This window comes from Geodermatophilus sp. SYSU D01119 (assembly GCF_054049975.1).
Map to the genome: position 1 here is coordinate 1 of NZ_JBJGYL010000028.1, position 25291 is coordinate 25291.

Below are 25291 nucleotides of genomic sequence, written 5' to 3' on the forward strand. Positions count from 1 at the left end.
CCACCCCCCCCACCCCCCCCCCCCCCCCCCCCCCCCCCCCCCCCCCCCCCCCCCCCCCCCCCCCCCCCCCCCCCCCCCCCCCCCCCCCCCCCCCCCCCCCACCCCGGGGAGGCCGTCGATCGAGGGGAGAACCCATGGCAGAACACACCACGCCCGAACTCCGGACCGTCTTCGTCTACGGCACGCTCAAGCCCGGACACGCCCGCTGGCCGGCGCTCGCCCCCTTCGCCGACGAGCCCGCCGGCGTGCGGGAGACGGCGGTGCGTGGAGCCCTGTGGGACACCGGGTACGGCTGGCCGGCCATGACCTCCGGCGCCGCCCCGGTCCCCGGCGTCCTCGTTCCGCTCGTCCCCTCCCGGGTCGCGGAGGCGCTGGCCCTGCTGGACGCGATCGAGGGCGTCGCGGTCGGCCTGTTCCAGCGGGTCCGGGTGACCACCGCGGACGGCACGCCCTGCTGGACCTATCGCTGGCCCGGCGCCACCACGGACTTCACCGCGATCGATAGTTGGTGACCGGAGAGAGAGCAAACCCAGGACGACATGCACGGTCACACCGGCCACACCCGGCCTCCGCACCTGACCCGCGAGCAGTACCTCGCCGCCCTGGCCGCGGGCAACCGGGACTGGGTGCGGCGACATCCCGAGCTCGACGTGAACTGCGACTCGGACGGGTCCTTGCTCCCTCCTGTCCCGGTCACTCCGGAGCAGAGGGCCGAGTGAGCCGACGATATCGCCCGCGCTCTGGACCAGGCCCTGAAGCGCCTCGGACATCCCCCTGCGGCCGCTCGCCCCGCACAGCACGAATGGCAACGCCGTTCACCGGATCGGGCCATTCCCGACAACGAGGACCGCAGTTCTGTCACACACCGTCACGACAATTGACGCATCGGCCGACACCGCGAATTCGCGTCGTCCGCAATTGCCATTCCGACAAGAGGAGCCACCACATGACCGTCGACACCCACACCCTGGACCTCGTCCCGCTGCGGCGCACCGCCGGCGGTGAGTGGGTGGAGGCAGCCTGCTGGCTCGACGAGGGCATCGAGCGCATCGTCCTGGGGTGCTGGTGCGGCTGGCGCGGTCGCGAACTCACCGCCGCCGACCTGGGGATGCCGCCCACCACCTGCGCCGGGGAGATCCCCGACGACGCCCTGTTCACGCGGGCCGTCCACGAGATGGAAGCCGCACACGCCGCGGAGATCGTGCCCGCGCTTCAGGCCCTGGGTGCGCAGACCGCCGTCGCGGCGCAGCCGCTCGCGGCCCGGTAGGCGGACATCCGCGCCCGCGGCCTCGCTCCTCGGGAGCGAAGCCGCGCGCCCCGTCGGAGGGAGAGACGCGTGCGCCGCGTGGCGGTGATCGGGGACATCGGCGGCCATGCCGACCGCCTGCGGGAGGCCCTGGTCGACCTCGGCATGGACCCCGGCAGTGAGACGCTGCCCGCCGACCTCACCGTCGTCCAGGTCGGTGACCTGGTGCACCGCGGGCCGGCGTCGGCCGAGGTCCTGCGGATGGTCGACGGCTTCCTCATTCGGCAACCCGAGCACTGGGTTCAGTTGGCGGGCAACCACGAGGGGCTGTACCTCCCTCAGGCGCCGCACTTCCCCTGGCTGCGGGCCCTGGCGCCGGAGGACCAGGACCTCCTCCGCACCTGGTGGCGGGACGGACGGATGACGGTCGCCGCCGGCCTGTCGACCGACCACGGCGACCTGCTGGTCACGCACGCGGGCCTGACCGCCGGGGTGTGGGGGCGGATCAGCGCACCGGGCGACGTCCGGGAGGCAGTACCGCTGCTCGACGGTCTGCGCGAGACCGATCCGGCCATGCTGTGGGCGGCCGGCCGCATGATGCGGGCCGGAGGCGACGATCCGGACGCTGGGCCGCTGTGGGCTGAGGCCGGCCACGAGGTGTACCCGTCGTGGCTGGGGCACGAGCGAGCCGGGCGGCCGGTGCCGTTCGGGCAGGTGCACGGGCACTCCAGCGCCTTCGACTGGGCGACACGGGCCTGGCGGTGCCCACCCGAGGTGGCGGCGCGTTTCGTGCCCGTCCGGCGGTGCCGGCACCTGCGCGGGGTGATCGGCAGCCGGCACTTCGCCGGCGTCGACCCGGGGTGGGGATGGTCGGTGGCGGGCTCGTGGTCGCCGCTGGTCTTCGCCGGCGCCCGGGTGGTGGCGCGGGCGCCGATCCTCTGACGCGCGCGGCTGCGCATCAGGGGATCGGCAGCGACCTCAGCCCTCGCATCCCGGGCAGCGCCCCGCCGCGGCGATCGCCCCGGCGATGCTGCGCTGATAGTCGTGCCCCTGCGGGCAGGTCCACCAGACCGGACGGTCGGTGACGTCCACGCCGTCGTGGCACCACCGGCCGTCGTCGCCCTGGTGGATGTTCTCCGGCGTGAACGGGGTGGTCGTCACGAGGCGGCCTTCCCGATCGCCAGCGGCAGGTCGGCCGGAACCCGGGTGCCGGGTGCCTCGCCGGCGAGCCGCACCAGGCCGCGGTGCACGAGCAGGCCGTGCGGTGCCTGCAGGGCGACGTCGCCGGCCGTCGGGGCGTCCGGGCAGGCGGGGAGGCTGCCGGAGAGGTCGCTCTCGGTCAGGTCGCGCCAGTCGGCCGCGACCCGGCGCAGCGCGGCCGGGACGTCGGTCAGCGCTCCCCCGGCGGCGAGCGTCGCCACGGGCTTCTCGCCGGCGACGACCTCGACCGCGCGCCACGGCCCGAACGCGGGCCCGTAGGTGAGGTGGACGGCGTGGAAGTCCTGCGCGTCGACGGTGGGGTACTCCGCCACGGCGAGGGCCCAGAGGGTCTGCAGGTGCTGGTTCATCGGGGGGCTCCTGGGGAGGTCGAGGGGGTGGTCGTGGAGCGGCGGGCGGCGAGGAGCCGGCGGTGGACGCCCTCCCCGCCCGCTCGGCGGAGGACGTCGAGGTCACCGCAGACGATCAACAGGTCGCGGGCGCGGGAGAGGCCGACGTGGAGCAGCCGCTCGGCGCGGGCGTTCTCGTTGAACCCGTCGACTGCGAGCACCACGGCCGGCCACTCGAGGCCCTTAACCCCCGCCACGTGGCCGTAGAACGGCTCGCCCTCCTCGAAGAACGAGGCCCAGTACCCGTCTGCCCCCCGCTCCTCCAACCGCGCGGCGTGCTCCGGGTGACGGCGGCGCGTCGTGACAACGCCGATGCCGCCGGGAGGCCACCCCTCCTCGCGGAGACGGCGCACCTCCGCGTCGGCCCTCGCCACGGCGTCCTGCATCGCGCACTCGACGAAGACGACGGGCGCGCCGCTGCCGCCGCGGAGGACCTGGCGGTTCGTCTGCAGGCTGCTGAACGTGCCGGCGATCTGCTTGGTGTTGCGCAGGTTCTCGGTCAGGAGGAAGGGGACGAGGTCGAGGCCCGTCTCGCCGTCGCGGTGGAAGACCTGCTGGTCGCCGTCGGTGAACATGTACAACGGCGCTTGGTCCGGGTCGCGCAGCGCCGCCGTGACCGTCGTCCACCAGTTGCTGCCAAAGTCCTGGGCCTCGTCGACGACGACAGCGTCGAATCGCTCGTCGTCCGGCAGGAGGGCGGCGGCGTCCGCCATGAGCGCGGGCAGCACCTCGTCCCAGAAGAACCGGTCGTCGTCGCCGGCGCCGGGAGTGAGACCCCAGAGGGTCCCGAGTCCGTGGAAGGTCCCCACGTAGGCCGGTCGCTGCCTGGCGGGCAGCTCGTCCGCGCGCCGCCGCAGGTACTCAGCGAGCCCTCGCGAGTAGCACAGCAGCGCCACCCGCTGACCGTCCTCGGCGAGGCGCCGGGCCTTCTCCAGCGCCAGCCACGTCTTCCCCGACCCCGGGCCGCCGCGGACCTCGACGCGCCGGTTGAGCGCCAGCTGGTCGAGCACCCGGGCCTGCTCACCGGTCAGGTGCTCGACCCGGGCCCCGCGCTCGCGCAGGTCGGCGAGCACCTGCTGAGGAGGGAGACCGGCGCCGAGGAGGCACTCCTCGAGCCGCCGGACGTCGTCCGCCGTCGGGACGGCCGGCCCGCTGCCCACGGCGAGCAGCCCGGCGCGGATCCGGTCGGCGGCGCGGGGCACGTCGGCACTTCCGATCGCCCTCGACCTCGGGAGCTCCGGCAGGTCCAACCCGGATGGCAGATCGGTGGCGGGCACCGCGACGAAGAAGGCCATCCGCGGGTCTCGGGACGAGCCCCAGCCCCGGTGCCCGCCCAGGTAGCGGCGGAGCAGGTACATGCACGTGCGCGCCTGGTCCACGGGGTGGATGCGCTTGTCCCGCACGCGCCCGCCGGTCTGCCGCCACTCCCGGCCGCGGATCTCGACCGCTCCGCCCTTGACCTCGATGACGGCGATGCCGACGCCGGGCCAGCCGACGATCAGGTCGGCCTCGCGGTCCTCGCTCTCGTCGGTGAAGCGCTGGTTGCAGATGATCACCGCGTCGCCCGGTAACTGGTCGCGCAGCGCCTCGGCGAAGCTGCGTTCGGCGGAGGACTCGAACTGCGGGTCGTCCGGGAGGAGGCGGGCCGTCATCAGGCACCTCCGCCGGGCGACACGGGGATCACGGGGTTGTTCGGGCTCACGGGTCCGTCATCGGCGCTCGCGGCGGCCTCAGGTAGCGGAACAAGAACGCTCGTGACTCGTGAGGAGGAGGTCCCGGTCGGTACCGCCACTTTGGGTGACACACCGCCGTTGAGTGACGGAGTGCACCTGAACGGTGACGTTCCGCTGTTACGTTCTCCCGCAATCCGGAACGGGGGCGACACATCCATGACCAGCGGCTACGGGCAACCGGCCCTGACGGCTCTGCGAGACGCGGTGCGCGCGGCCAAGAACGGCGACCCCCTGTCGCCGGTCACCATTGTGGTGCCCAGCGACCTCGCGGGCATCGCGGCCCGCCGCTTCCTCGCACAGGGGCTGGACGGGCGACCGGGCATCGCGGCCATCTACCCCACGACGCTCAAGCGTCTGGCCGAGGAACTCGCCGCGCCCGTGCTGCACCCGCGACGGCCCGCCACGGCGCCGGTGCTGGCCGCCGCGTGGCGGCGCGCGCTCAAGGCGCCCGGCGTGTTCGAGCCGGTCGCCGAGCACCCCGCCACCGTCGAGGCCCTGGTCCGTGCCGGCGTCCAGCTGCGCGACGTCGACGACGCCGGGCGGCGCGCCGTCGGGGCGGCGACTGCACTGGGGCCCGACCTGGTCCGGCTCATGGGCGACGTCGAGTCCGGCCTCGGCGCCGAGTGGTACGACGAGACGGACCTCCTCCGCACGGCCACGACGCTGTGCCTCGACCGCCCCACCCGGGTCGTCGCGATCGGCGCCGTCGTCCTCTACCTCCCCCAGGCGCTGACGCGGGCCGAGGCCGACTTCGTTCGGGCCCTGTCCGCCGGCGGCCGGCTCCGGGTCGTCGCGGGGCTGACCGGGGTCGCCCGCGCCGACGACGCGGTCCGGCGTTCCCTGCAGCAGGTGGGCGTGGACGTCCCGCCGGCACCCGCGACGCCCACGGCGCACCGCGTCATCACCGCCTCCGACGCCGACGACGAGGTGCGCTGCGTCGTCCGCGAGGTGGTCGCCGCGCTGAGCCGGGACGACGAGGCGGAGGGCCAGGCGGAGGGCGAGACCGACGAGCCGAAGCAGGCGGGGCACCGCGTCGCCGTCCTGTACACGGCCCGGGACCCCTACGCGCGGCTGCTCCAGGAGCACCTCGGGGCGGCCGGCATCGCCGTCAACGGACCGGGCACCCGGCCGGTGCACGAGCGGGCGGTCCCCCGCGCCTTCGTCGAGCTGCTCGACCTGGCCGGCAACGAGGTGCCCCGCGCCGACCTTTTCCGCGTGCTCAGCGCAGCGCCGGTGTGGTTCGAGGGCGACCGCGTGCCGGTGACCCGGTGGGAGCGGATCTCCCGCGCCGCGGGCGTGGTGCAGGGCGATGACTGGGACCGCCACCTGACCCGCTACGTCGAGGAGCACCACGCCCAGGCCGAACGCGACGCCGGCGACGAGGCGCGCCGCCCGTCCGCCGAACGACGCGAGAGCGACGCCCGCGCTGCCGACGCGCTGCGGCGCTTCGTCGCCGACCTGCGCGGGGAGCTGCACCGGGGGCGCAGGCTGGTCGAATGGCGCGAGCTCAGCGCCTGGGCGCTGGACCTGTCCCACTCCCTGCTCGGGGACCGGGACGCGCTGACCCGGCTGCCCAAGGAGGAGCAGGACGCCGCCGCAGCGCTCCAGCGGGCGCTGCGGGCGGTGGCCGTGCTCGACGAGTTCGGCGCACCCGCCGACCTCGGCGCGCTGCGCGAGACGATCACGAGCCAGCTCGAGCGGGAGGTGCCCCGCAACGGGCGCTTCGGGACGGGCGTGCTCGTCGCCCCGGTCTCGGCCGCCGTCGGCCTGGACGCCGACGTCGTCTACGTGGTCGGGCTGGCCGAGGCCCTGTACCCGGGTCGGTTCCGCGAGGACCCCCTGCTCCCCGAGGAGGCGCGCCTGGCCACCGGCGGGCAGCTGCTCGGCCAGCGGGAACAGGTCGACGCCGCGCACCGCCACCTGCTGGCGGCGTTCGCCGCCGCCCCGGAGGTTGTGGCCTCCTTCCCGCGGGGCGACCTTCGCGCGTCGCGGGAGCACCTGCCGAGCCGTTTCCTGCTGCCCACCCTGCGCGCGCTCGCCGGCCGCCCCGAGCTGGCGGCGACCGACTGGGCGAAGGCGCAGATCCCGGGGGTGTGGACGTCGCCGTCGTTCGCCGGATCCCTGACGACCACGCGGCAGCCGGCGAGCGAGCAGGAGTGGCGCACCGCCGCCGTGCACGCCGGGCACGGCCCGATCGGTGACCCGGTGCTGGCCGCGGCCCGGGAGCTGGTGGACGCCCGGCGCAGCGATCGGTTCACCCGCTTCGACGGCAACCTCGCGTCGGTGGCCTCCGCCTTCCCCGGCTTCTTCGACGCCGACCGGGTCGTCTCCCCCACGTCGCTGGAGGCCTACGTCGCCTGCCCGCACGGGTACTTCGTCGAGCGGCTCCTCGGCGTGCGCCCGGTGGAGCAGCCCGAGGACCTCCTCACGGTCAGCGCCCGCGAGGTCGGGACGCTGATCCACGGCGCCTTTGACGCGCTGGTCAAGGCGTTCCCCGACTCGCTGCCCGGCCACGGCCGGCCGTGGAGCCGCGAGCAGCGCGATCGGCTCCGGGACATCGCCGCCGGGCTGGCCGCGACGCTGGCCGCCGACGGCCGGACCGGCCACCGGCGGCTGTGGCAAAAGGCCCTCGCCGGGATCCAGGACGACCTGCAGGCGATGCTCGACGACGACGACGCCTGGCGCGCCGACAACCAGGCGGCGGTCATCGCCAGTGAGATGCCGTTCGGCATGCACGGCGCGGCCCCGGTAGCGATCGCGCTGCCCGACGGCACGACCCTGCTGATGCGGGGCTCGGCGGACAAGGTGGACCGGACCGCGGACGGCCGCCTCGTCGTCTCCGACATCAAGAGCGGCAGCAGCAAGCCGTTCAAGGGCCTGGGCGCGCGCGACCCGGTACTCGGGGGGAGCAAGCTGCAGCTGCCGGTGTACGCGCACGCCGTCCGGCAGGTGCACGGCGACCGCGACACCGTCGTCGAGGCCGGGTATTGGTTCGTGGGCAAGGAGCGGCGGCGCATCGACGTCCCGCTGACCGAGGCCGTCGAGACCCGGTACGCGGAGACCCTGCTGACCATCGTGACCAGCATCCGCGCCGGCCTCTTCCCGCTGCGGCCGCCGGCTGCAGCCGACAGGACCCACGTCCAGTGCTGGTACTGCAACCCCGACGGGATCGGGCACGTCCAGACGCGCCGGCGCTGGGAGCGCCTGAAGACCGACCCCCTGCTCGCCGACCTGGTGGCGCTCGTCGAGCCGCTGCCGCCTGCGCCCGCCGCCCCCACCGACACCGATGGAGCCGACGCGTGACCGAGAGCAAGCTGCCCCTGGAGGACGCCGAGCAGCGTCGGGTCATCTGCGAGGACACCGACCGCACCCTCTTCGTCGAGGCGGGCGCCGGGTCGGGCAAGACGCGCAGCCTGGTGGAGCGCATCGTCCGCCTCGTCCTGGTCGACGAGGTACCCCTGCGCGCGATCGCAGCCGTCACCTTCACCGAGAAGGCCGGGGCCGAGCTCCGGGACCGCCTGCGGGCGGCCCTGGAGCAGGCCCGCCACCCGTTGGCCGACCGGGCCCTCGACGACCTCGACAGCGCCGCCATCGGCACGCTGCACTCCTTCGCCCAGCGCATCCTCGGCGAGCACCCCATCCAGGCCGGGCTGCCGCCCCTGGTCGAGGTGGCCGACGAGCTGAGCTCGTCAGTCGCCTTCGAGGAGCGGTGGGCCGAGCAGCGCCGCCGGCTGCTGGACGACGACGCCATCGCCCCGACGCTCCTGCTGGCGATGTCGGCGGGCGTGACGCTGGACCACCTGCGGACGCTGGCCAAGCTGCTCGGCAACGACTGGGACTTGGCCCGGGACCGCATTCTGGGCGAGTCCGGCGCGCCGTCGTCCGTGGAGATCCGCGAGTTGGAGCGCCTGGTCGAGCGCGCGGCGGAGCTCGCCGAACGGGCCTCCGACTGCACCCAGCACGACGACAAGTTCCTGCCCAAGCTCGAGGCGATCGGCGCGTGGGGCCGGCGCCTGGGCGCGGCCGAGGGGACGGCGGACCGCTTCGACGTCCTCCGCGCCGCCGCCGGCCTGAACCTCCAGCACGGCCAGGGACCCAACTGGGGCGGCAAGGACCGGCTGGACGCCCTCCGAGCCGACTGCAAGGAGCTCGTCGCCCAGGCCGCCGAGGTCGTCCGGGACGTCGTCGAGCAGACCCTGCGCATCCTGGCCCGGTGGCTGGCGGCGTCCGCCGTGCAGGCCGCCGAGGAGCGTCGCACCGCCGGGCGGCTGGAGTTCCTTGACCTGCTCGTGCTGGCCCGCGAAGTCCTCCGCGACGCGGGCGTGCGGGCGGCCCTGCAGCGGCGCTACCCCAGGCTGCTGCTCGACGAGTTCCAGGACACCGACCCCATCCAGATCGAGCTCGCCGTCCGCATCGCCGGCGGCGCCGCGGCCACGCAGGAGCGCTGGGAGGACGTCGAGGTCCCCGCCGGGTCCCTGTTCGTCGTCGGCGACCCCAAGCAGTCGATCTACCGGTTCCGCCGCGCCGACATCGGCGTCTACCTGCGGGCGCAGGAGGTGTTCGGGCAGCGGCGTGGCACGAACATTGAGCTGACGACCAACTTCCGCACCGTGCCCGCCGTGCTCGACTGGATCAACCAGGTCTTCGGCCGGCTGATGCGGTTCCAGCCCGGCGTCCAGCCCGGGTACCGCCCGCTCAAGGCCGACCGGGCACCGGCGCAGGAGGGTGGACCCGCGGTCGTCGTCGTGGGAGCAGAGGCCCACGAGGAGGAGCTGAACGCGGACGCGCTGCGCGCGCGGGAGGCCGCCGACGTCGCCGGCGTCGTGCGGCAGGCCGTCGCGGAGAAGTGGCAGGTCCGCGACGGGGTCACGAAGACCTGGCGGGACGCCCGGCTCGACGACATCGCCATCCTCGTCCCGTCGCGGACGTCGCTGCCGGCGCTCGAGGCCGCGCTGGACTCGGCCGGCATCGCGTACCGGGCCGAGGCGAGCTCGCTGGTGTACCAGGCGCCGGTGGTGCGCGACCTGCTGGCTGCCACCCGTGCGATCGCCGACCCCAGCGACGCCCATGCGCTGGTCACCGCGCTCCGCTCGCCGCTGTTCGCCTGCGGTGACGACGACCTGTGGACGTGGAAGCATGCCGGCGGGGCCTTCCACCTGCTCGTTCCCGCGCCCGACGACGTATCCAGCTCCCCCGTCGGCCGGGCGGTGGCCTACCTCGCCGGGCTGCACGGGCGGGCCCGGTGGATGACGCCGGCGCAGGTGCTGGCCACCCTGGTGGCCGACCGGCGGATGTTCGAGGTGGCCGCGACGGGCCAGCGGGCGCGGGACGACTGGCGCGCGCTGCGCTTCGTCGTCGACCAGGCCCGCGCCTGGACCGAGTCGGAGCACGGTGGGCTGCGCGCCTACCTGGCCTGGGCCGCGCTGCAGGGCGGGGAGACCACCCGGGTCAGCGAGTCGGCGCTGCCCGAGACCGACGCCCGCTCGGTGCGCATCATGACCGTCCACGCGGCGAAGGGCCTGGAGTTCCCGATCGTCGTGATGAGCGGCATGACTACGGAGCCGCGCCGGCAGTCCGGCGTCCGGGTGCTCTGGCCGGAGGGCGGCGGCTACGCGGTGTCGTTGTCCAAGCACGTCAGCACGGGTGACTTCGCCACCGCGGCGCCCATCGACGAGCAGATGAGCGAGGAGGAGGGGCTCCGGCTCCTCTACGTCGCCGCAACGCGGGCGCAGGACCACTTGGTCGTCTCCCTGCACCGCTGTGCCGGCTCGACCACGCGCACCGCGGCCTACCGGCTGGCCGAGGGCGGCGCCACCGAGGGCGCCGAGGCCTGGGCGGCGCCCGAGCGGCACGAAGACGGCGAACCCGAGGGGTCGGCCACCGACGGGCCGCAGCTGCCGGAGTACGCGGCCTGGCTCGCGAGCGTCGAGCGGGCCCGCGAGGCGGGCCGGCGAGCGGCGTCCGTCTCGGCGTCGGGCCTGGAGGGCACCGAGCCCGAGGTCGTGCTGACCGCCGACGAGAGCCGCGCGGGCGAGGCCAAGGGGCCGGTCAACGTCGAGCTGCCGCCGTGGGCGAAGGGCCGGCACGGCACGGCGATCGGGCGGGCAGTGCATGGCGTGCTGCAGGCAATCGACCTGCGCACCGGCGACGGCCTGGACGCCGCCGTGGCCGCGCAGTGCGTCGCCGAGAACGTGGACGACGAGACGGAGCTCGTGGCGGCTCTCGTGCGCTCCGCACTGGCTGCGCCGGAGATCCGGCGGGCCGCGCAGCGACCCCACTGGCGGGAGATGTACGTGGGCACCGTGAAGGACGGCACCGTGCTCGAGGGCTTCGTGGACCTCGTGTACCGGGAGGACGACGGTTCGCTGGTGGTCGTCGACTACAAGACCGACGCCATCCCCGGAGTCGCGATAGCAGCGCGCTCGCGCTACTACGCGCCCCAGCTTCGCGCCTACACCCGGATGCTCGCCGACGCAGGCGCCGCCGAGAACATCGAGGCGCGTCTGGCGTTCCTGGGCCCGGAGGCCGCGGCGGTCGTCCCACTCCCCGCGACGGTCTGAGCGATCGATTCGTGCCACCGGTCCGCGAGGGTAGAGACCTGCCAAGTTCGAGTGGGTCCGCCGCGCAGGTCAGTAGTCATCTGCTTACGGGCCGTTAACCTGGTCGCATGCACGGGACGTCGGCGGCAGCCGCAGTGATCGAGGACCGCTTCAACCCGCTGAACCCCGAGGAGATCGGCCGAGTCCTTCAGGAGCGACTGGACAGTCAGCCGGCGCTCGCCTTTCCGCCGCCGCGGTTTGACGGATCAGGCCTGTACGCGCTGTATGCGACGTCGGGTCGAGGCCTTTACGCGGACCTCGCCGGCACGGACGTGCCCGTTTACGTGGGCAAGGCGGAGGCGGGGAACAGCAGCTACGGGTTCGCGCCGGACTATGCGGCGCCTAAGCTCTTCAACCGCATCGTCAAGCACTCACGCAGCATCAGCGAGGTGACCGGTGTCAGCGGGCACCCGCTGACCGTCGACGACTTCAGCGTTCGCTATCTCAAGCTGGACGACGCCTGGATTGTGTTGGGAGAACGGGCGCTCCTCCGGCGGTACCGCCCGGTTCTGTGGAACACGCTCATGAACGGCTTCGGCTCCAATGCCCCGGGCTCGTACCGCCGGAACGCCCGGTCGGCGTGGGACACCATCCACCCGGGCCGCCCGAGGGCCGGTCAGCTCCCCAACCGCTACTTCACGCTCGCGGAGTTGGAACAGCAGGTCAGGCGGGGAATCGCCATCAGTCTGATGCCGGACGGCGACGACAAGCTGCTCGAGCTGAACGCACTGCGCGCGGATCGCCCGGGCATGATCTGGACCCCGGCGGCTTCCGGTGATCCGGACCGCCGGTTCGTTGTCCACGATCTGCGCCGCTTCCTCGACGAAGTGGAGCGCATGGGCATGGCCGTCAGCGAGTCCGACTACAGGGTCGCGAATGGGCCGGTCGACGAGGCCGTCGAGGAGGCCGTCGAGGAGGCCGTCGAGGAGGCCTTCGAGGAGGCTGAGGAGGAGCTCGCCAGCTGACGGGAGTTCAGTCGTCGGCGGCGTCGGCGGGTTTCTGACATTGATGAGCCTCCGGACCACTGTTCTCCGCCGCGGGAAGGCCACCGCGCCAGGCGGCGATGACCTCCGCGGCGGCCGCCTCCGGATCCGACAGGACGTCCCGCTCCCACAGCCGGATCACCCGGTACCCGGCGCTCTCCAGACTCGCCGTCACGTACTGGTCTCGAGCCCTGTTCCGTTCGATTTTCTCGAGCCACCACTCGGTCCGCGTCGGGAAGAGGTCCGCAAAGCTCACCCTCCCCCGACGCGCCGGCTCCCCGGGATTGCCGTGCCACATGTCGCCATCGACGAAGACGGCGATCTTGCGGGAGCGATTGACCAGATCAGGAGACCCAATCAAATCGCGAGCATGGAGTCGGTAGCGCAGGCCGTGCCGGTGCAGCACACGTCGGAGCGCCTTCTCCGCCTTGCTGTCCTTCGATCGGACCTTGGACATCATCCGGCTCGTGACTGCGGGGTCACGAGGACCGAGCCGTGCCACGCGTGCTCCTGTACCGGGCCTAGCGGGAGGCGGCCCGAAGAGTCGGCGTGGCCGCCGTCGCGACCGAGCCAAGGATCGCGTGAGCGAGCTCGACCGGCACGGCGTTGCCCAGTTGGCGCATTTGCTCGCCACGCGGGCCGTCGAGGGTCCAGCTGTCGGGGAACGTCATGATGCGTGCGACTTCACGCACCGTCAGATAGCGGATGGAGCCGTCGTCTCGCAGGAGGACCGACTCGCCGCCCGGGACACCGTGCACGCCGGCCTTCACGGTCTTCGCTGGCTTGTCCAAGGAGTTCGGGGTGTGACCGGGATAGGTGCGCGCACCGGGCCAGCCCACGTGATGCGCATATCCCTGAGTTTCCTGGCGCTCGACCGGCTCGGGCAGATCACCGATGGCGTCGCGCAGGGTGCGCCAACGCGGCAGGTCCAGCGATCCCGTCACTGGAGTCGTGAAGACCGGATGACGATGGGCCAAGCCGTGCTCGTCCCAGTACGAACCATCGGCCTGGGCCGCGACGAGTGATGCGGCCGAGTGCGTGGGGGCCGGGAAGCCCCACGTCACACCAAGGTCCCTGCGGAAGGCAACAATGAAGACCCGCCAGCGGACCTGCGGCACGCCGTAGTCGGCGGCGTTCACCAGCTTGAAGTGCACGTCGTACCTGTCGGCGTCGTCCTCGGCGGCCGTGCGCTGGGCCTTGACCAGACGCTTGTCGTGGTCCTGCCAGGCCTCACCCTCGACCCGCTCTTCGAACGGCGCCTCGATTTCCCGGAGGATGTACTGCCAGTAGGGGTCGAACGACGGTCGTAGCAGGCCCTTGACGTTCTCGGCGACGATCACCCGGGGCCGCGTCTCACGAACACACCGCAGCAGTTCGGGCCACATGTTGCGCTCGTCCATGTGCCCGCGGTGAGCGCCACCGAGACTGAACGGCTGACACGGGACACCCCCGGCCACGATGTCGACCTGACCCTCGAGGCGACTGAAGTCCACCCCGCGCACGTCACCCTCGACGAGGGGCCACGGGTCGTCGAGCGTCGTGGGCAGCGGCGCCGCCTCCGCGTAGTCCACCGCCAGGTTGCTGCGCAGGGTGGAGCAGGCGCGGTGGTTGAACTCGTTGACCAAGAGGTGCCTGAAGCCGGCGCGGTGCATGGCCATGGCCAACCCGCCTCCCCCAGTGAACAGCTCGACGCTCGTGCCGACCTCGGTGACCGGCTCACTACGGCCGCTCGCTACGGGCAGAGGTTCCACGTCAACCAAGCTACGCGAGCCAAGGGACAGTTCCGGGGAGCCGCCACTGGCGTGGGCTCACCGGAACCAGAGGCTACGTGTGACAAAGTCCGCGCGTGACGAGCAGTACGCCCAGCCGTCCAGACGTCGACTTCCGGTTGTCCATCACCGAGGCGCTGAAGGAGCAGTTGGCAGCCGCGATCGCCACCTGCACGCCTACCCCGCTGGACCCCGCCGCCCTCACGACGCTGCGAGCGTCCGGTGGCGTGTACGAACTCTACCTACGGAACGCGCGAGTCTACGTGGGGAAGGCAGATCGCAGCCTCGCGGATCGACTCGAGAACCACTACTGGAAGATCCGCGGACGGCGCAACATCAACGTCGCAGACGTCAACTTCGTATGCGCCTATGTATTGGAAGACCTGGCCGCGACAGCGCCTGAAGAACTGCTCATCAAGAAGTACGCAGGCTCCGCGGGCCTGTGGAACACGAACGGTTTCGGCAACAAGGACCCGGGCCGACAGCGAGACACAAGTCGAGTCAAACCAGGTCACTTCGACGCCCTCTATCCGATCAACCTCGATTGGCCGTGCGCCATCCCCCGGGGCAATCACACGGCAGCGCAGATTCTCGAATGGCTGAAGCGAGAACTGCCCTACAACCTCCGATACGAACGCCGCGACTCCGGAAACGGAGACCGACACCACGTTGACTTGGAGGACACGCATGTTCAATTACATGAGTCAATCGAGACCGCCGCCGAGATCTTCAGCGTACTTTGTGCAGCCCTACCAGCAGGTTGGCAAGTGACAGGCCTGCCTGGTTACGTGATTCTCTATCGAGAGCGGCGAACGTATCCGGACGCGCTCATGACCTGGCATTCGACCTAGGGCGGTAGCCGTTCCGCGCACAAGTCCCGCAGGCACTCCTGACTATCTCTACGGCGCATGCTTCGACGTACACCCGAGCGATTCGGCGATCCATGCGTCGGCAACCCCTACTGGCACACGACGCCGAGCTGCACATCGCGCGCCGCCGCGGCGAATCCCCGCCTAGCAAGCCACGGGAAGCCCACGGGATTGCCTCACATCGCCAAAAACAACGGCCTCGTCGTCACGAAAGAGGCAGTGGAGTCCCGTAGGCAACGAGATCCGCCACCCCGGCGACGCCGCCATTGAACTCGCACAGCCCTCCGTTATGACTCCTGCCGTCCCACTCCTCACGAGGACGGCCGACCGAACACCCGCTCAATGAGCACCGCCAGCGCCAAAGCGGACTCCCGGTCGAACTGCAGGGTCTGGCTGACCTTTTTCTCACGCCGCCGTTGGTCCGACCCGAACGAGCTGATCTGTAGGTAGGTTGATCCTTGCTCCACGATGGCGCGGACCTCGCAGTCGACTTCGGTGGGATGGACGCGACCGCCCTGAGCAACCCACTCGAGGGACCTCACGATTGCCATTTGATTCTCCGTTTTACGAATCCATTCATCGGGGACCTCAGTCGAGATCCCCCGCAGTGGCTTGCTGCTGAACTTTCAGCGGCCGGTCAAGTCGTGACCGGGCTTTGTGTAACGACCTCCTGCACTCGAGCGGCGAGCCCCTCGAGGTCCCCACCCGCCCCGAGGACGGTCCAGCCGTCCTCCTGTGGCATGGCGTGGCCGTCGAGCTGCACGGCGAGCCGATACGACGGCCACGAGAGCGTAAGTGGCACGCCCTCGGTGGTCTCGAGTCCCTGGACCGGCAATGGCAACTGCCGCGCCTCCAATGCCTCGAGGAGCCACACCTCCGCCTCGGACAAGGCGGTGTCCACGAGGTCCTGCCACTCAGGAGGCAGTACGCGGCCCGACTGAGCCGAGCTCGTCACGGCGGCCACGTCCATCCGCCTGAGCAGTCGCAGCGCTCCCTCACGACTGAGCACCTCGTGGTGCTTCGCGTTCCGGTAGGAGCGAAGGCAGGCATAGCAGGCCGTCTCAGGACCGCACTCGCACTCGGCGACTCGCTCCCAGGCACCCACCATGACCTGCGGCAGGGACGAGGCGATGAGCCGCGCACCTCCGGCACCTCCCGGGACGGTGTCGAAGAGGACGATCGCTCGCCGGCCATCAGGCGTCCGGTACAGGGCTCCGTCGAGGTCGTCTTCACTGATCTCTAGCCGCTCCGCCGCGCCGGCGAGCACGGCGTAGAGGAGGGACAGCCAGTCAGCCTGCGTGCTGGTGGCCTCCCATGCGTCACACGTCAGCTCGACGATGTCCGTCTCGTAGCGGTGTCCGAGCGAGCGCCGCTCCCAACCGCCTCCGCAGGGCTTGCCGTCGGTGGGGCGCTTGTGCGAAGCCCATCCCGCACCCGCCGGCCCGACGACGGCGAAGCCGCACCAGCTGCAGATGGTGAACTGCTGGTTTCCGGCGTCGGAGATGACGGCGATGCGGCCACGCGCACCTGCCCGGGCCACACACAGGGCCCCCGACGGGCTCGACCACGTCCGCTCGTCGACCTCTGCTCCGAGGGACTCGATGTGGGACGCGCCTCCCCACCGACGCTCCGGCGGAGCCGTACCGACGTCATCGGCGTCCGCGTCACAGTTGAAGCCGAACTCCGGGATGACGTACTGCCGCTTGTTGGACTGGTAGGCGGTCGAGCACCCGGGACAGGCAACTGAGCCCGCCGCTGAGCCCTCGACGTACATCCCGCATGCCGTGCAGACCTGGTAGTCGACGGCGACCAGTTCCTTGCCAGGCACTCGGTGGACGCCCGCTGAGGTCCACCGCTTGCCGCCCGCGATGACCTGGTTCCCCGGCGCGTAGTCGTAGATGGCCTGCGCAAGATCGCGGGCGAGTTCGAGATCGCGCCCCACCGGCTGCTTGGCGTGCACGGTGCGCAGCTCCACCGTGTCGACGGGGAACCCATATTTGGGCAGGACGTTGCGGCTGCCGAGGAAGCCGAGCAGGTCTCGGCCTGTGATCGTCTCGATCGTCTTGCCCATGGCTCCCGCCAGAGGCCACTGCTTCTTGTTGACGGCCTCCATCTGCTTGGCCTCGAAGTCCTGCACCTCAGCCACGACCTGTTGCTTGACCGACTCGAGGAGATCGGTCAGCTCGTCCACCCACGCGCCGTCGTCGACACCGATGGCGTCCGCGATCGACATGGGCAATACGGCACGGATGGAGGCGAGGACGTCCGCCGGGACCGGCGAGAGGAAGTCGCGGACCCCGTCACAGGGCGGCGTACCACCGGCCGAGTCGATGAAGAACTCCCCGACCTTCGACCATCTCGAGCCGTCCGCTTGGTAGCGGACCCGGAAGTAGGCGGCCAGGGCGATCGAGTGCGCATGCCGACGATCGATGCGCTCGTTCTCCAGCGGGATGATCGGTACGCGCATGTGCCCGGCGATCATCCGCTCGGGGTTCTGGAAGCGGGATAAGTCATGTGACCGCCGCTGGGCGTAGGTGAGCACGAACGCGGCAGACGCTGCCCGTCGCCCTGCTCGTCCGGCCCGCTGGACGTAGTTCGCGGTCGATGGCGGCATGTTGCGGAGGACGACGGACTGGAGGTCGCCGACGTCCACACCCAGCTCAAAAGTCGTCGAGCAGGAGAGGACGTTGGTCCGGCCGGCCACAAACTGGTTCTGGATCTCCGCGGCGCGAGTGGACGACCACTGGGCGGTGTGCTCCTGAGCGTCCATCGGGATGGGCTGCATGGTGCGGTACAGCCGCCGGTAGTGCTGGTCGTCCTGGTCGCAGGCGGGCAGCTCCTCGACCACGAGCTGCCCGTCGCACCGCAGGGTCGGACAGATGCCCCGCACCGACCGCGCCGTCATAGTCCGACACTTGGAGCAACGGAACCAGCCGACGTCCGCCCCGCGACGGAACCGCAGCAAGGTCACGTTGTCCTGGTAAAGCGCACCCAGCTTCTTGTCGGTCATCGACACGGTCCAGCTGAGCTGGCCTTGCAGGAAGGTCCAGGAGCGGTCCAGGACCTCACGGACATCGACCTGTGCTCCGAGGCCGGCCAGGACGCGAGCGAGGTAGTCGTTACGCCTGTTCGTACCCCGCGTCGGGCTCCAGCTGAGGACCTTCCTGCCCGCCTCGGACCCGAGCTGCCGCATGTAGATGGGGCCCATCCGCGGCGCGAAGGCCTCGTCCTTGTGGTCGACGCCTTCCGGCATGCTGAGAGCACCCTGCTGCCGCATCATCGCGGTCAGTTCCTCGAAGAGGTCCCACACCTCGGCCTCGCTGAGGCCCATCGCGAGGAGCGGCGGCGGAGCGGCCGGGAGCCGAACACTGTGGTGGTTGACCGCGAGGAGGCCGAGCCCCTCGAGCGACTGCCTCCGGTCCATGGCGACGAGCTCGACCGCCAGCCAGCGAGCGACCTCGCGACGCTTGGTGTCCCGCGTGTCGCTGTGCCGGAAGAACTCCGCCTCGTCAGCTGCGGCGAGCGTGTAGTGGACGAGGTCCGCCACCCCGATGTCGTCCGTCGCGCTCGCCGCGCGCTCCAGCCCGGCAACGAGGAGAGCTCGCTGCTGCAGCTGCCCGTAGGTGTTGGACAGGTACGGCGCGGCAAAGGCGGCCGCCTGCCGGCTGTCGCTGAAGAGCAGGAGTTTTCGTCCTTGACCCGGGATGTCGGCCGTCTCAGGCGGCCCGGGCGGGAGCTGCTGGTACAGCGCCGTGGCCAAGACGGACGGCGGCGCGTCGGACCCGGTCTGCAGGCGCCGGACGACGTCCCGCGCCCGCGCTCCGCACCGAGTACAGGCGCTCATCACGCGGTGCGAGCGGTCGAACTTCTTGACGGCCCGCAGCGTGCTGGACTGACAGCCGCCGGCGCCGCAGACGCGCTTCAAGCTCCCGTGAAGAGCCCCGCAGTCAGCGCACAAGTGAGCCTGCGCCTCATTGATCGCTGTCCCGGTGCCGTCGTCGAGTACGTCCTCGTCCTCGTCCATGAAGGAGTCCTCGTCACCGAGCATCAGCCACGTGTGCGCACCGTCCGGACTCGGGGAGGGAACGAAGTAGGGAACGCGGTCCCGCTGTTCCACTGATCCGGCGAGGTACACCGCTCCACAGCGTTGGCACGCACCGAACTCGAAGCACGCTCCCTCACAGTCCGGACACCTCTCATGTCGTGCCAGCTGGACATGGGGTCCCGATGCGGACAAGCACGTGAAGGCACCCTCGGTGGCTCTCAGGAAGAGGTGGTACCGGGCCGAGAGCACCGGCGTCCCTGACGAGTCAGCGATAGAGCTGGCCAGGTCGACCAGGTCCCGCAGCGCCTGCGCGGGCTCGGGGACCCCGGGGAAGACCTGAGGTGCGAGATCACTGACGGTCTGGGGTCCGGAGGCCAGCAGACGCTTGAGTTCGACGACGGACTTCTCGTGCTCTAGGGCCGTTGCTGCGTCGTCGTACTGCGCACCCTGAGCACCTGCATGTGCCAGGACGTCGGCCGGCGCGCTCCCCACGAGCGCCCGCAGGTCTGCGGCACTCAGCGGTCCCCACGTCGCCACGGCCGGGCTCGCGACGCGGCTGGACACCACGAGGTCCTGGCGCTCGGGGTCGTCCTCGACCCACTCGAAGGGGCTGGCGAACAGCTTCGTCGCGAAGTCCATGACGTGGGTCGGGCTGCCCTGCACGGACGCGCTGGTGGCGATGCACTGCAGTGAGCGCCCGGGGGCCACGCGGTCGTGGAGGCGCCGCAGCAGCATGGCGATCTCGGCGCCCTTGGCGCCGTCGTACACGTGGGCCTCGTCGAGCGCGACGAAGGTCCAGCCCTGCCCCTGGAACAGGGTCAAGTCCAACGGTCGCAGGAGGAGGTACTCGAGCATCGCGTAGTTGGTGAGGAGGATGTGCGGCGGCGTCGCGCGCATCTCCTCGCGGCTGAGGAGCTCGTTGGGCAACCGCGCCTGGCCGGGGTTGAGCGCGGCGAAGTGGTCCTCCGCCTTCCCGGTCTGTTCCTTCGTCTCCCCCGTGTACCGGCCGAAGGTGATGTCGGGGTGTCCCGACAGCAGCGCTCGCAGTCGCTTGACCTGGTCGTTGGCAAGCGCGTTCATCGGATACAGCAACAGCGCACGGACACCGGGCCCCAAGGTCCCGGCCGCCCGCTCACGGATAAGCCGGTTGATGATCGGGATGAGGAAGGACTCGGTCTTCCCCGAGCCGGTACCCGTCGTCACGACGACGTTCCGGCCGGCGACGGCCTTGCGGATCGCTTCCTCTTGGTGCTTGTACAGGGGCCGCGCGAGCGGCATGGCCGGGCTGTCCATCGACCGGAAGTCCGGGTGGAGAACGCCCTCGTCGATGAGCTGGGCAAGGGACGCGCCGCGCTTGTAGGCCGGGGTCGCCTCGAGGAAGGGGCCCTTGGCCAGGGAGCCGCTGAGATCCACCGCGTCCGAGAAGGCCCGAGCCAGTCGATCGTCCCGGACGTCGACGAGGGTCTTGACGTACCGGTGATACGTCTCGGTGACGGACGTGCTGGCCAGGAGTGGGTCGAGGTGCTGAGTCACGCTGTGGCCTTCTGAACGAGGTGGTTGGTGGACTGGACGAGGGCCTCAGCGAGGACGATGTCCATCCCGACGAAGTCAGGCGCGAGGCTGGCGAGTTGCACCCAGGCGTCCCGCCGGCTCACCGTCATCGACAACACGGCAGACGGATCGAGCGCCCGGAGTCGGGCGAGCGCGGCCCAGGCGAAGGATGCAGCCGGCAGGAGTTGCCAGGCGGCGGTGAAGCCGTCCAGCCGGGCATCGAGCTGCGCGAGCACGGCGCCGGGTGCGGCGTCCTTGAGGAAGCGCCGGATGCGGCCGATCTCCCGCCCGACGACGTCGATGACCGGACGCAGGGCCGGAGCGTGACGCACATCGAAGAGCTGCTTGGCCGCGGCCACTCGACTGTCGGGGTGCAGCAACCCCTCCGGAACGACCTGTACGGCGCTCCAGAGTTCGGCGACTCGGGCGGGTGAGAGCTGGTCCATCGCTCGAGCCGCAGGGCCGAACCCACCCACTTCACGATGAGGATCTCGAGCCGTCGTGAGGATCGTGGCGAGGCTGTCACCGCCGTGGAGTCGGATCGGCTCCATGACCTCCTCGTCTGTCTGTCTCGCAGCAACGGACGAGGCAACACCGAGGGCGGCCAGCACGGGAGCGGCCGACCACCCGACCGTCAGGTCGTCGAGCGGGATCTCGCTGAAGCGACGTTCGACCAGCTGGCTCTTGATGAGCAACTGCACCACGGCGACGTGCCCCCGCGGGGATCGCATCAGCGATGCGAGGGCGGCATTGGGATCGAGATGGATGGTGTCGAGCAACAGCTGGTGAGCCCGCCTGGCCACGTCGTCTGGCAGGTCGAAGCGCCCGTGCAGCCACAGGACATCCCAGACCGTCGAGAGGTCAGCGGGTGGCGGGGTCTCCTCCAGGACCTCTCCGGCCAACACCCGGGACAGCGCCTCCAGACCCGGGGACTCGCTCCGGAGGCGACCGAGCAGGGAACACTCCACGGCGTCGGCGCCAGGCCACGCCGGCCACTCGGTGGCCGCCCAGGGGTCGATGACGGCCAGCTCGAGCAGGACGGGGCCCGCCTCCAACAGGTCGTCGGGCAGCGGGACGAGTCCAGACGGGGTCACGGGGATCTGCCGCGGCGCCACCCAAGGCGCCGTCTTCTGGTAGACGGCGGCATGGAGGCCAGCCACGTGACGGTGGTCCTCGAGCTGCAGGCCACCGGTCACCGGTCGCGCTCCGGTGGCGAAGCGCCTCGGCCGCAGGAGCGCGACGGTGAAGGACTCCTCCCCGGAGACGAGGGAGAAGACGCCGGACTGCGCTCGACGTGCGGTCTCGACGAACCTCGTCAGGTCGAACAACCGACTGTCGTGTCCTCGACGTCCGGAGGGCTCCACGGACTGGCGCTCGTCGCCCTGGTCGGCGATGAACTCGAGCCGGTAGTGCGACAGGTCCCCAGGCAGTCGCACGTAGAGGGACGCCGGTTGTTCGAGCATGTCGGGATGGACGGTCGGAGGACTTGCCGTCCAGGCAGCCGGCACGCCGTCCGCGGCCACGCGCATCTGCACACTGGGCGGCGCCACGACGAGGTACTGCAGGGTCTGACCGACCTGACACGTCAGCTGAGCCTGGATCTCTTCCGGGGCCATGGTGACGGCGGTGGCGGAGAGTGACATGCCCTCCGGAGCTGACAGCTGGACGGTCGCCGACTGGAGCCGCCCAGCGAATGGTCGGCGCACGGAGGGCTCGATGGTCAGGTCGAGGCCCTCGGCCAGCGAGACCATGCACTGCGCCTTCTTGCCGAACGAGCCACGCACGGAGATGAAGAAGTCACCGAGGAGCGGCCCAGGGAAGCCGGTCAGCGGGTCCAGGCCGTCGCCTCGCTGCTCGCACTCCGCCAGCGAGAGGCGGCGAGTCATCCGATCACCACCCGCGTTGGTCACCACCTCGACGTGCCATGTCGCCGGATCAGAGCCCGCGGGCAGTGCGATCGTGGGCCGCTCCGACAGGACGCGCAGGCCGCGCTGGGTGGTCAGACCGCTGATCGGAGGCGGCATCCAGAAGGTGGGTGCGCCGGACTTGCGGACCGTTCGGAGCCGCCCCGCGGTTGACGTGCCGTCCAGACGCAGCCCGTCCGCCGACCCGACGTCCACCGAGCGGATGCTCCAGCCGCTCCAGCCAACCGGCTCGCCGAGGTCTCCGAGCACGCGCAGGCCTGCGCCCGCGTTGTCCACCAGCTCCCTGCCGGCTGGAGTGACCACCCACAGCTCGCCCCGAGGTACTGGCTGGTGAGGCCCGATGAACCCACCGTCGAGGTCGAACAGCAACAGGGGATCAGACGGCTCGACGAGTCGGTGGTCGGAGTACTCTTGTCCCCGCAGACGGACGTTCACCGACCGGGTGGGCCGGCGCAACACGGTCGTCCTCACGGAGGTCGCAGCGCCTCGGCCGACCCACTGAGCCTCCGAGCGAATCTCCTCCGTCTGGCCGTCAGCGGCTATAACCCAGACCGCTGCTCCTTGCTCGGCGGACACGGCGGGTAGGCGGACCACGACCGCCCCCGAGCCGACATCGAGGCGGATGGCGACCTCGGCCACCGCGCGGGCCCGACTCACCGGCTTCGGCTGGGCTGTGACGTCCTCGAGCCGGTCTCGCAGTGAGTGGACCAGCGCCGAGAGCATGACGGTCGGCAGGCCGGTCGTCTCGGTCGTCAACGACTCGTCATCGAGCGCTGTCGGCACATCGCCGACGTGCGAAACGACCTCGATGATGCGATCGAGTACGTCGGCAGCCAGCTCGCCTCCATGCTGAAGGAAGCGACCCACGCTCCGGTCGATCAGTTCCCAGCGAGATCCTTGCCCGAGGAGCCAGCCGAGCAGCGTGCTGCCGGTCAAGGCGGGATCGATGCGCCTCCGACTGAGGATCAAGCCCACGAGACGCGACATGCCGGCAGCAGGCACAGCCGCGTGCATGGCTGCCGGCCCCACGAAGCGCTGCTTGGCGACGTCGCTGAACAACGGCAGCCGAAATCGAGACAGCGCCTGGAGGAACAGGTCGCCGATGTGTCCCTGGAGTTCCGGCAGAGGGTCGTGCTCGACGTTCCGCCAGAACTCCGGCCAGAAGGTGTTGGACTCCGGCGCTGTTGCGGCGGTGCCCACCATCCCCACGAGCAGGCAGGCGGGATAGTCATCGAATGCCTGATGCCACTCGTATCCCCGTCTCTTGAACACGCGGAGGCGGGCACCGAAGGCCTCGAGGATCCGCTCTACGTCCACCTGGGAGTAGTTCGCCTCGACAGCGAGCGAGGCCTCTCGCAACAGTGACCGGTAGCGGTCCTCCTTACCCTGCATCCAGTCACGGGCGTTGATCACTTGACCGGCCACCGGCTCCCCGTGAGTGCGCTTGAGACGTTCCGGAACACTCAAGCCTCACTGTCTGTGAACTGCAATACCCCGCGAGCGGCGCGTTCCGGCTCAGCGGTGGCGCCGGGACCGGGAAGACCGTCGTCGCCCTGCACCGGGCTCACTTCCTGGCACGCCAGGACCCGAACGCCCGGATCGTCCTGACCACGTACACGACGACCCTTGCCGACAGTCTGCGATTGAGTCTGCTGGAACTCGATCCAGCCCTGCCGCTGGCCGTCGAGCTGGGACAGCCCGGCGTGCATGTCGTCGGCGTCGACAAGCTTGCACGGGAGGCTTTGGGCAAGGCGGGCGACCGGGCGCTGAGGTCCGTGTCGGCACACCTCGGTTTCCTCGCCCTGCAGGGCGAGCTGGCTCTGCGGGACAACGAGGACCGGCAGCTGTGGGAGGAGTCCGTCGCCACCTCGGGCCAAGACCTTCCGGCGCACCTGCGCACGCCGACGTTCCTGACCGCGGAGTACCGATCGGTGATCCTCGGCAATGCGGTCACCACGCGGGAGGAGTACGCCCGCGTGCCCCGGACCGGGCGGGGCGTCCGGTTGAGTCGCGCCGAGCGGCTGGGCGTCTGGTCTGTGGTCGAGGCGTACCGCCGGCGCCTCTCCATGGAAGGGAAGGCGACGTTCGCGGAGCTGGCCGCGCTCGCTGCGGGGGCGGTCAGTGTGGCCGTGCCGAACGGCCTCGCCGACCACGTGGTGGTGGACGAGGCACAGGACCTTCACACGGGGCACTGGCGTCTGCTCCGCGCCCTCGTCCCGGTGGGACCGAATGACCTGTTCGTCTGCGAGGACTCGCACCAGCGGATCTACGGCGAGAAGGTCGTCCTCGGACGGCTGGGCGTCAACATCCAGGGGCGTTCCCGGCGCTTGACGCTCAACTACCGAACGACCGCGCAAAACCTCCGGTTCGCCCTCGGCGTCCTCGAAGGTGCGGACGTCACCGACCTGGAGGGCGAGGAGGAGGACGTCACCGGTTACCGGTCGCCGCTGCGGGGCGCGCAGCCGCGTCTCGTGGCCGCTCCATCCCTCTCGGCGGAGCTAGACGAGATCGCTGACGTGCTGAAGAAGTGGCTGGCCGAGCCGGACGTCGAGCCGTCCAGCCTCGCCGTCCTGGTGCGGAGTGCAGCGGTCCGCGACCTGGTGCAGCGAGGGCTTGATGATCGGCACGTCACCGTTCAGACGGTGGAGGGCCGACGCTCGCGGACCGCTCCGGCTCCCTCCCTGCTGACGATGCACCGGGCGAAGGGGCTGGAGTTCCGCAAGGTCGTGCTGGCCGGCGTTGACGAGACGCAGGTTCCGGCCGGCCGGGTCGTCGGCCAGTACCCGGACGACGACAGGGCCGATGCGGTGACACGCGAACGGCTGCTCCTCTACGTCGCTTCGTCGCGCGCTCGCGACGAGCTCGTCGTCACGTGGCACGGCGCTGCTTCGCCGTTCCTGCCGTCGCCGCTCGCTTGACGCAGCCGCTGACGCTCCGCTCCCCAACCAGCTCACGGAGGATTCG

Annotated in this window: 16 protein-coding genes; 8 read left to right on the forward strand and 8 right to left on the reverse strand. The window is 71.0% G+C overall.

The genetic code is table 11. The features are described from left to right. Positions 1-134 precede the first annotated feature (134 nt). The 3 genes from ACI79X_RS18920 to ACI79X_RS18930 all read left to right on the forward strand — a co-directional run bounded on the left by ACI79X_RS18920 (position 135) and on the right by ACI79X_RS18930 (position 2188). Complete coding sequence (locus ACI79X_RS18920) at positions 135-512, forward strand: gamma-glutamylcyclotransferase family protein (RefSeq protein ID WP_457026964.1); 378 nt, start codon at positions 135-137, stop codon at positions 510-512. Positions 513-946: 434 nt separating this feature from the next. After that, positions 947-1267, forward strand: a complete 321-nt coding sequence (locus ACI79X_RS18925; RefSeq protein WP_457026965.1) for a hypothetical protein — start codon at positions 947-949, stop codon at positions 1265-1267. Positions 1268-1336: 69 nt separating this feature from the next. Next, on the forward strand, positions 1337-2188 hold the full coding sequence (locus tag ACI79X_RS18930) for a metallophosphoesterase (RefSeq protein ID WP_457026966.1): 852 nt from the start codon (positions 1337-1339) through the stop codon (positions 2186-2188). A 36-nt stretch (positions 2189-2224) separates the two neighbouring features. Here the strand turns inward: ACI79X_RS18930 and ACI79X_RS18935 are convergent, their stop codons facing one another. The 3 genes from ACI79X_RS18935 to ACI79X_RS18945 are packed head-to-tail and all read right to left on the reverse strand — an operon-like array spanning position 2225 to position 4505. Next, entirely contained in the window at positions 2225-2407 is a 183-nt protein-coding gene (locus ACI79X_RS18935) for a zinc-ribbon domain-containing protein (RefSeq protein ID WP_457026967.1), read from the reverse strand. Continuing rightward, on the reverse strand, positions 2404-2814 hold the full coding sequence (locus tag ACI79X_RS18940; RefSeq protein WP_457026968.1) for a hypothetical protein: 411 nt from the start codon (positions 2812-2814) through the stop codon (positions 2404-2406). The genes ACI79X_RS18935 and ACI79X_RS18940 overlap by 4 nt, the downstream gene beginning before the upstream one ends. Next, on the reverse strand, positions 2811-4505 hold the full coding sequence (locus tag ACI79X_RS18945; RefSeq protein WP_457026969.1) for an NERD domain-containing protein: 1695 nt from the start codon (positions 4503-4505) through the stop codon (positions 2811-2813). The genes ACI79X_RS18940 and ACI79X_RS18945 overlap by 4 nt, the downstream gene beginning before the upstream one ends. A gap of 285 nt (positions 4506-4790) precedes the next feature. Between ACI79X_RS18945 and ACI79X_RS18950 the strand changes: the two genes are divergently transcribed. From ACI79X_RS18950 to ACI79X_RS18960, 3 genes are all read left to right on the forward strand, one after another. Further along, the gene (locus ACI79X_RS18950; protein WP_457026970.1) at positions 4791-7889 is read left to right on the forward strand and encodes a PD-(D/E)XK nuclease family protein; all 3099 of its coding nucleotides are present in this window, start codon (positions 4791-4793) and stop codon (positions 7887-7889) included. Continuing rightward, positions 7886-11146, forward strand: coding sequence for a UvrD-helicase domain-containing protein (locus ACI79X_RS18955; RefSeq protein WP_457026971.1), 3261 nt, complete (start codon positions 7886-7888; stop codon positions 11144-11146). Before ACI79X_RS18950 ends, ACI79X_RS18955 begins: the two co-directional genes overlap by 4 nt. 107 nt (positions 11147-11253) lie before the next feature. After that, complete coding sequence (locus ACI79X_RS18960) at positions 11254-12150, forward strand: Eco29kI family restriction endonuclease (protein WP_457026972.1); 897 nt, start codon at positions 11254-11256, stop codon at positions 12148-12150. A 7-nt stretch (positions 12151-12157) separates the two neighbouring features. Here ACI79X_RS18960 and ACI79X_RS18965 read toward each other — a convergent pair whose 3' ends face one another. After that, complete coding sequence (locus ACI79X_RS18965; RefSeq protein ID WP_457026973.1) at positions 12158-12670, reverse strand: very short patch repair endonuclease; 513 nt, start codon at positions 12668-12670, stop codon at positions 12158-12160. A 19-nt stretch (positions 12671-12689) separates the two neighbouring features. Then, positions 12690-13919, reverse strand: coding sequence for a DNA cytosine methyltransferase (locus ACI79X_RS18970; RefSeq protein WP_457026974.1), 1230 nt, complete (start codon positions 13917-13919; stop codon positions 12690-12692). Positions 13920-14014: 95 nt separating this feature from the next. Between ACI79X_RS18970 and ACI79X_RS18975 the strand changes: the two genes are divergently transcribed. Next, a complete protein-coding gene (locus ACI79X_RS18975; RefSeq protein WP_457026975.1) occupies positions 14015-14788 on the forward strand; it encodes an Eco29kI family restriction endonuclease in 774 nt (257 codons plus the stop codon). 329 nt (positions 14789-15117) lie between these two features. Here ACI79X_RS18975 and ACI79X_RS18980 read toward each other — a convergent pair whose 3' ends face one another. From ACI79X_RS18980 to ACI79X_RS18990, 3 genes are all read right to left on the reverse strand, one after another. Then, a complete protein-coding gene (locus tag ACI79X_RS18980) occupies positions 15118-15348 on the reverse strand; it encodes a hypothetical protein (protein ID WP_457026976.1) in 231 nt (76 codons plus the stop codon). A 95-nt stretch (positions 15349-15443) separates the two neighbouring features. Continuing rightward, the gene (locus ACI79X_RS18985) at positions 15444-20384 is read right to left on the reverse strand and encodes a DEAD/DEAH box helicase (protein ID WP_457026977.1); all 4941 of its coding nucleotides are present in this window, start codon (positions 20382-20384) and stop codon (positions 15444-15446) included. Next, entirely contained in the window at positions 20381-23740 is a 3360-nt protein-coding gene (locus ACI79X_RS18990) for a hypothetical protein (RefSeq protein WP_457026978.1), read from the reverse strand. The genes ACI79X_RS18985 and ACI79X_RS18990 overlap by 4 nt, the downstream gene beginning before the upstream one ends. Positions 23741-23811: 71 nt before the next feature. On the opposite strand from ACI79X_RS18990, the gene ACI79X_RS18995 reads away from it, so the two are divergent. Then, positions 23812-25245, forward strand: a complete 1434-nt coding sequence (locus tag ACI79X_RS18995; protein WP_457027027.1) for a 3'-5' exonuclease — start codon at positions 23812-23814, stop codon at positions 25243-25245. Positions 25246-25291 lie beyond the last annotated feature (46 nt).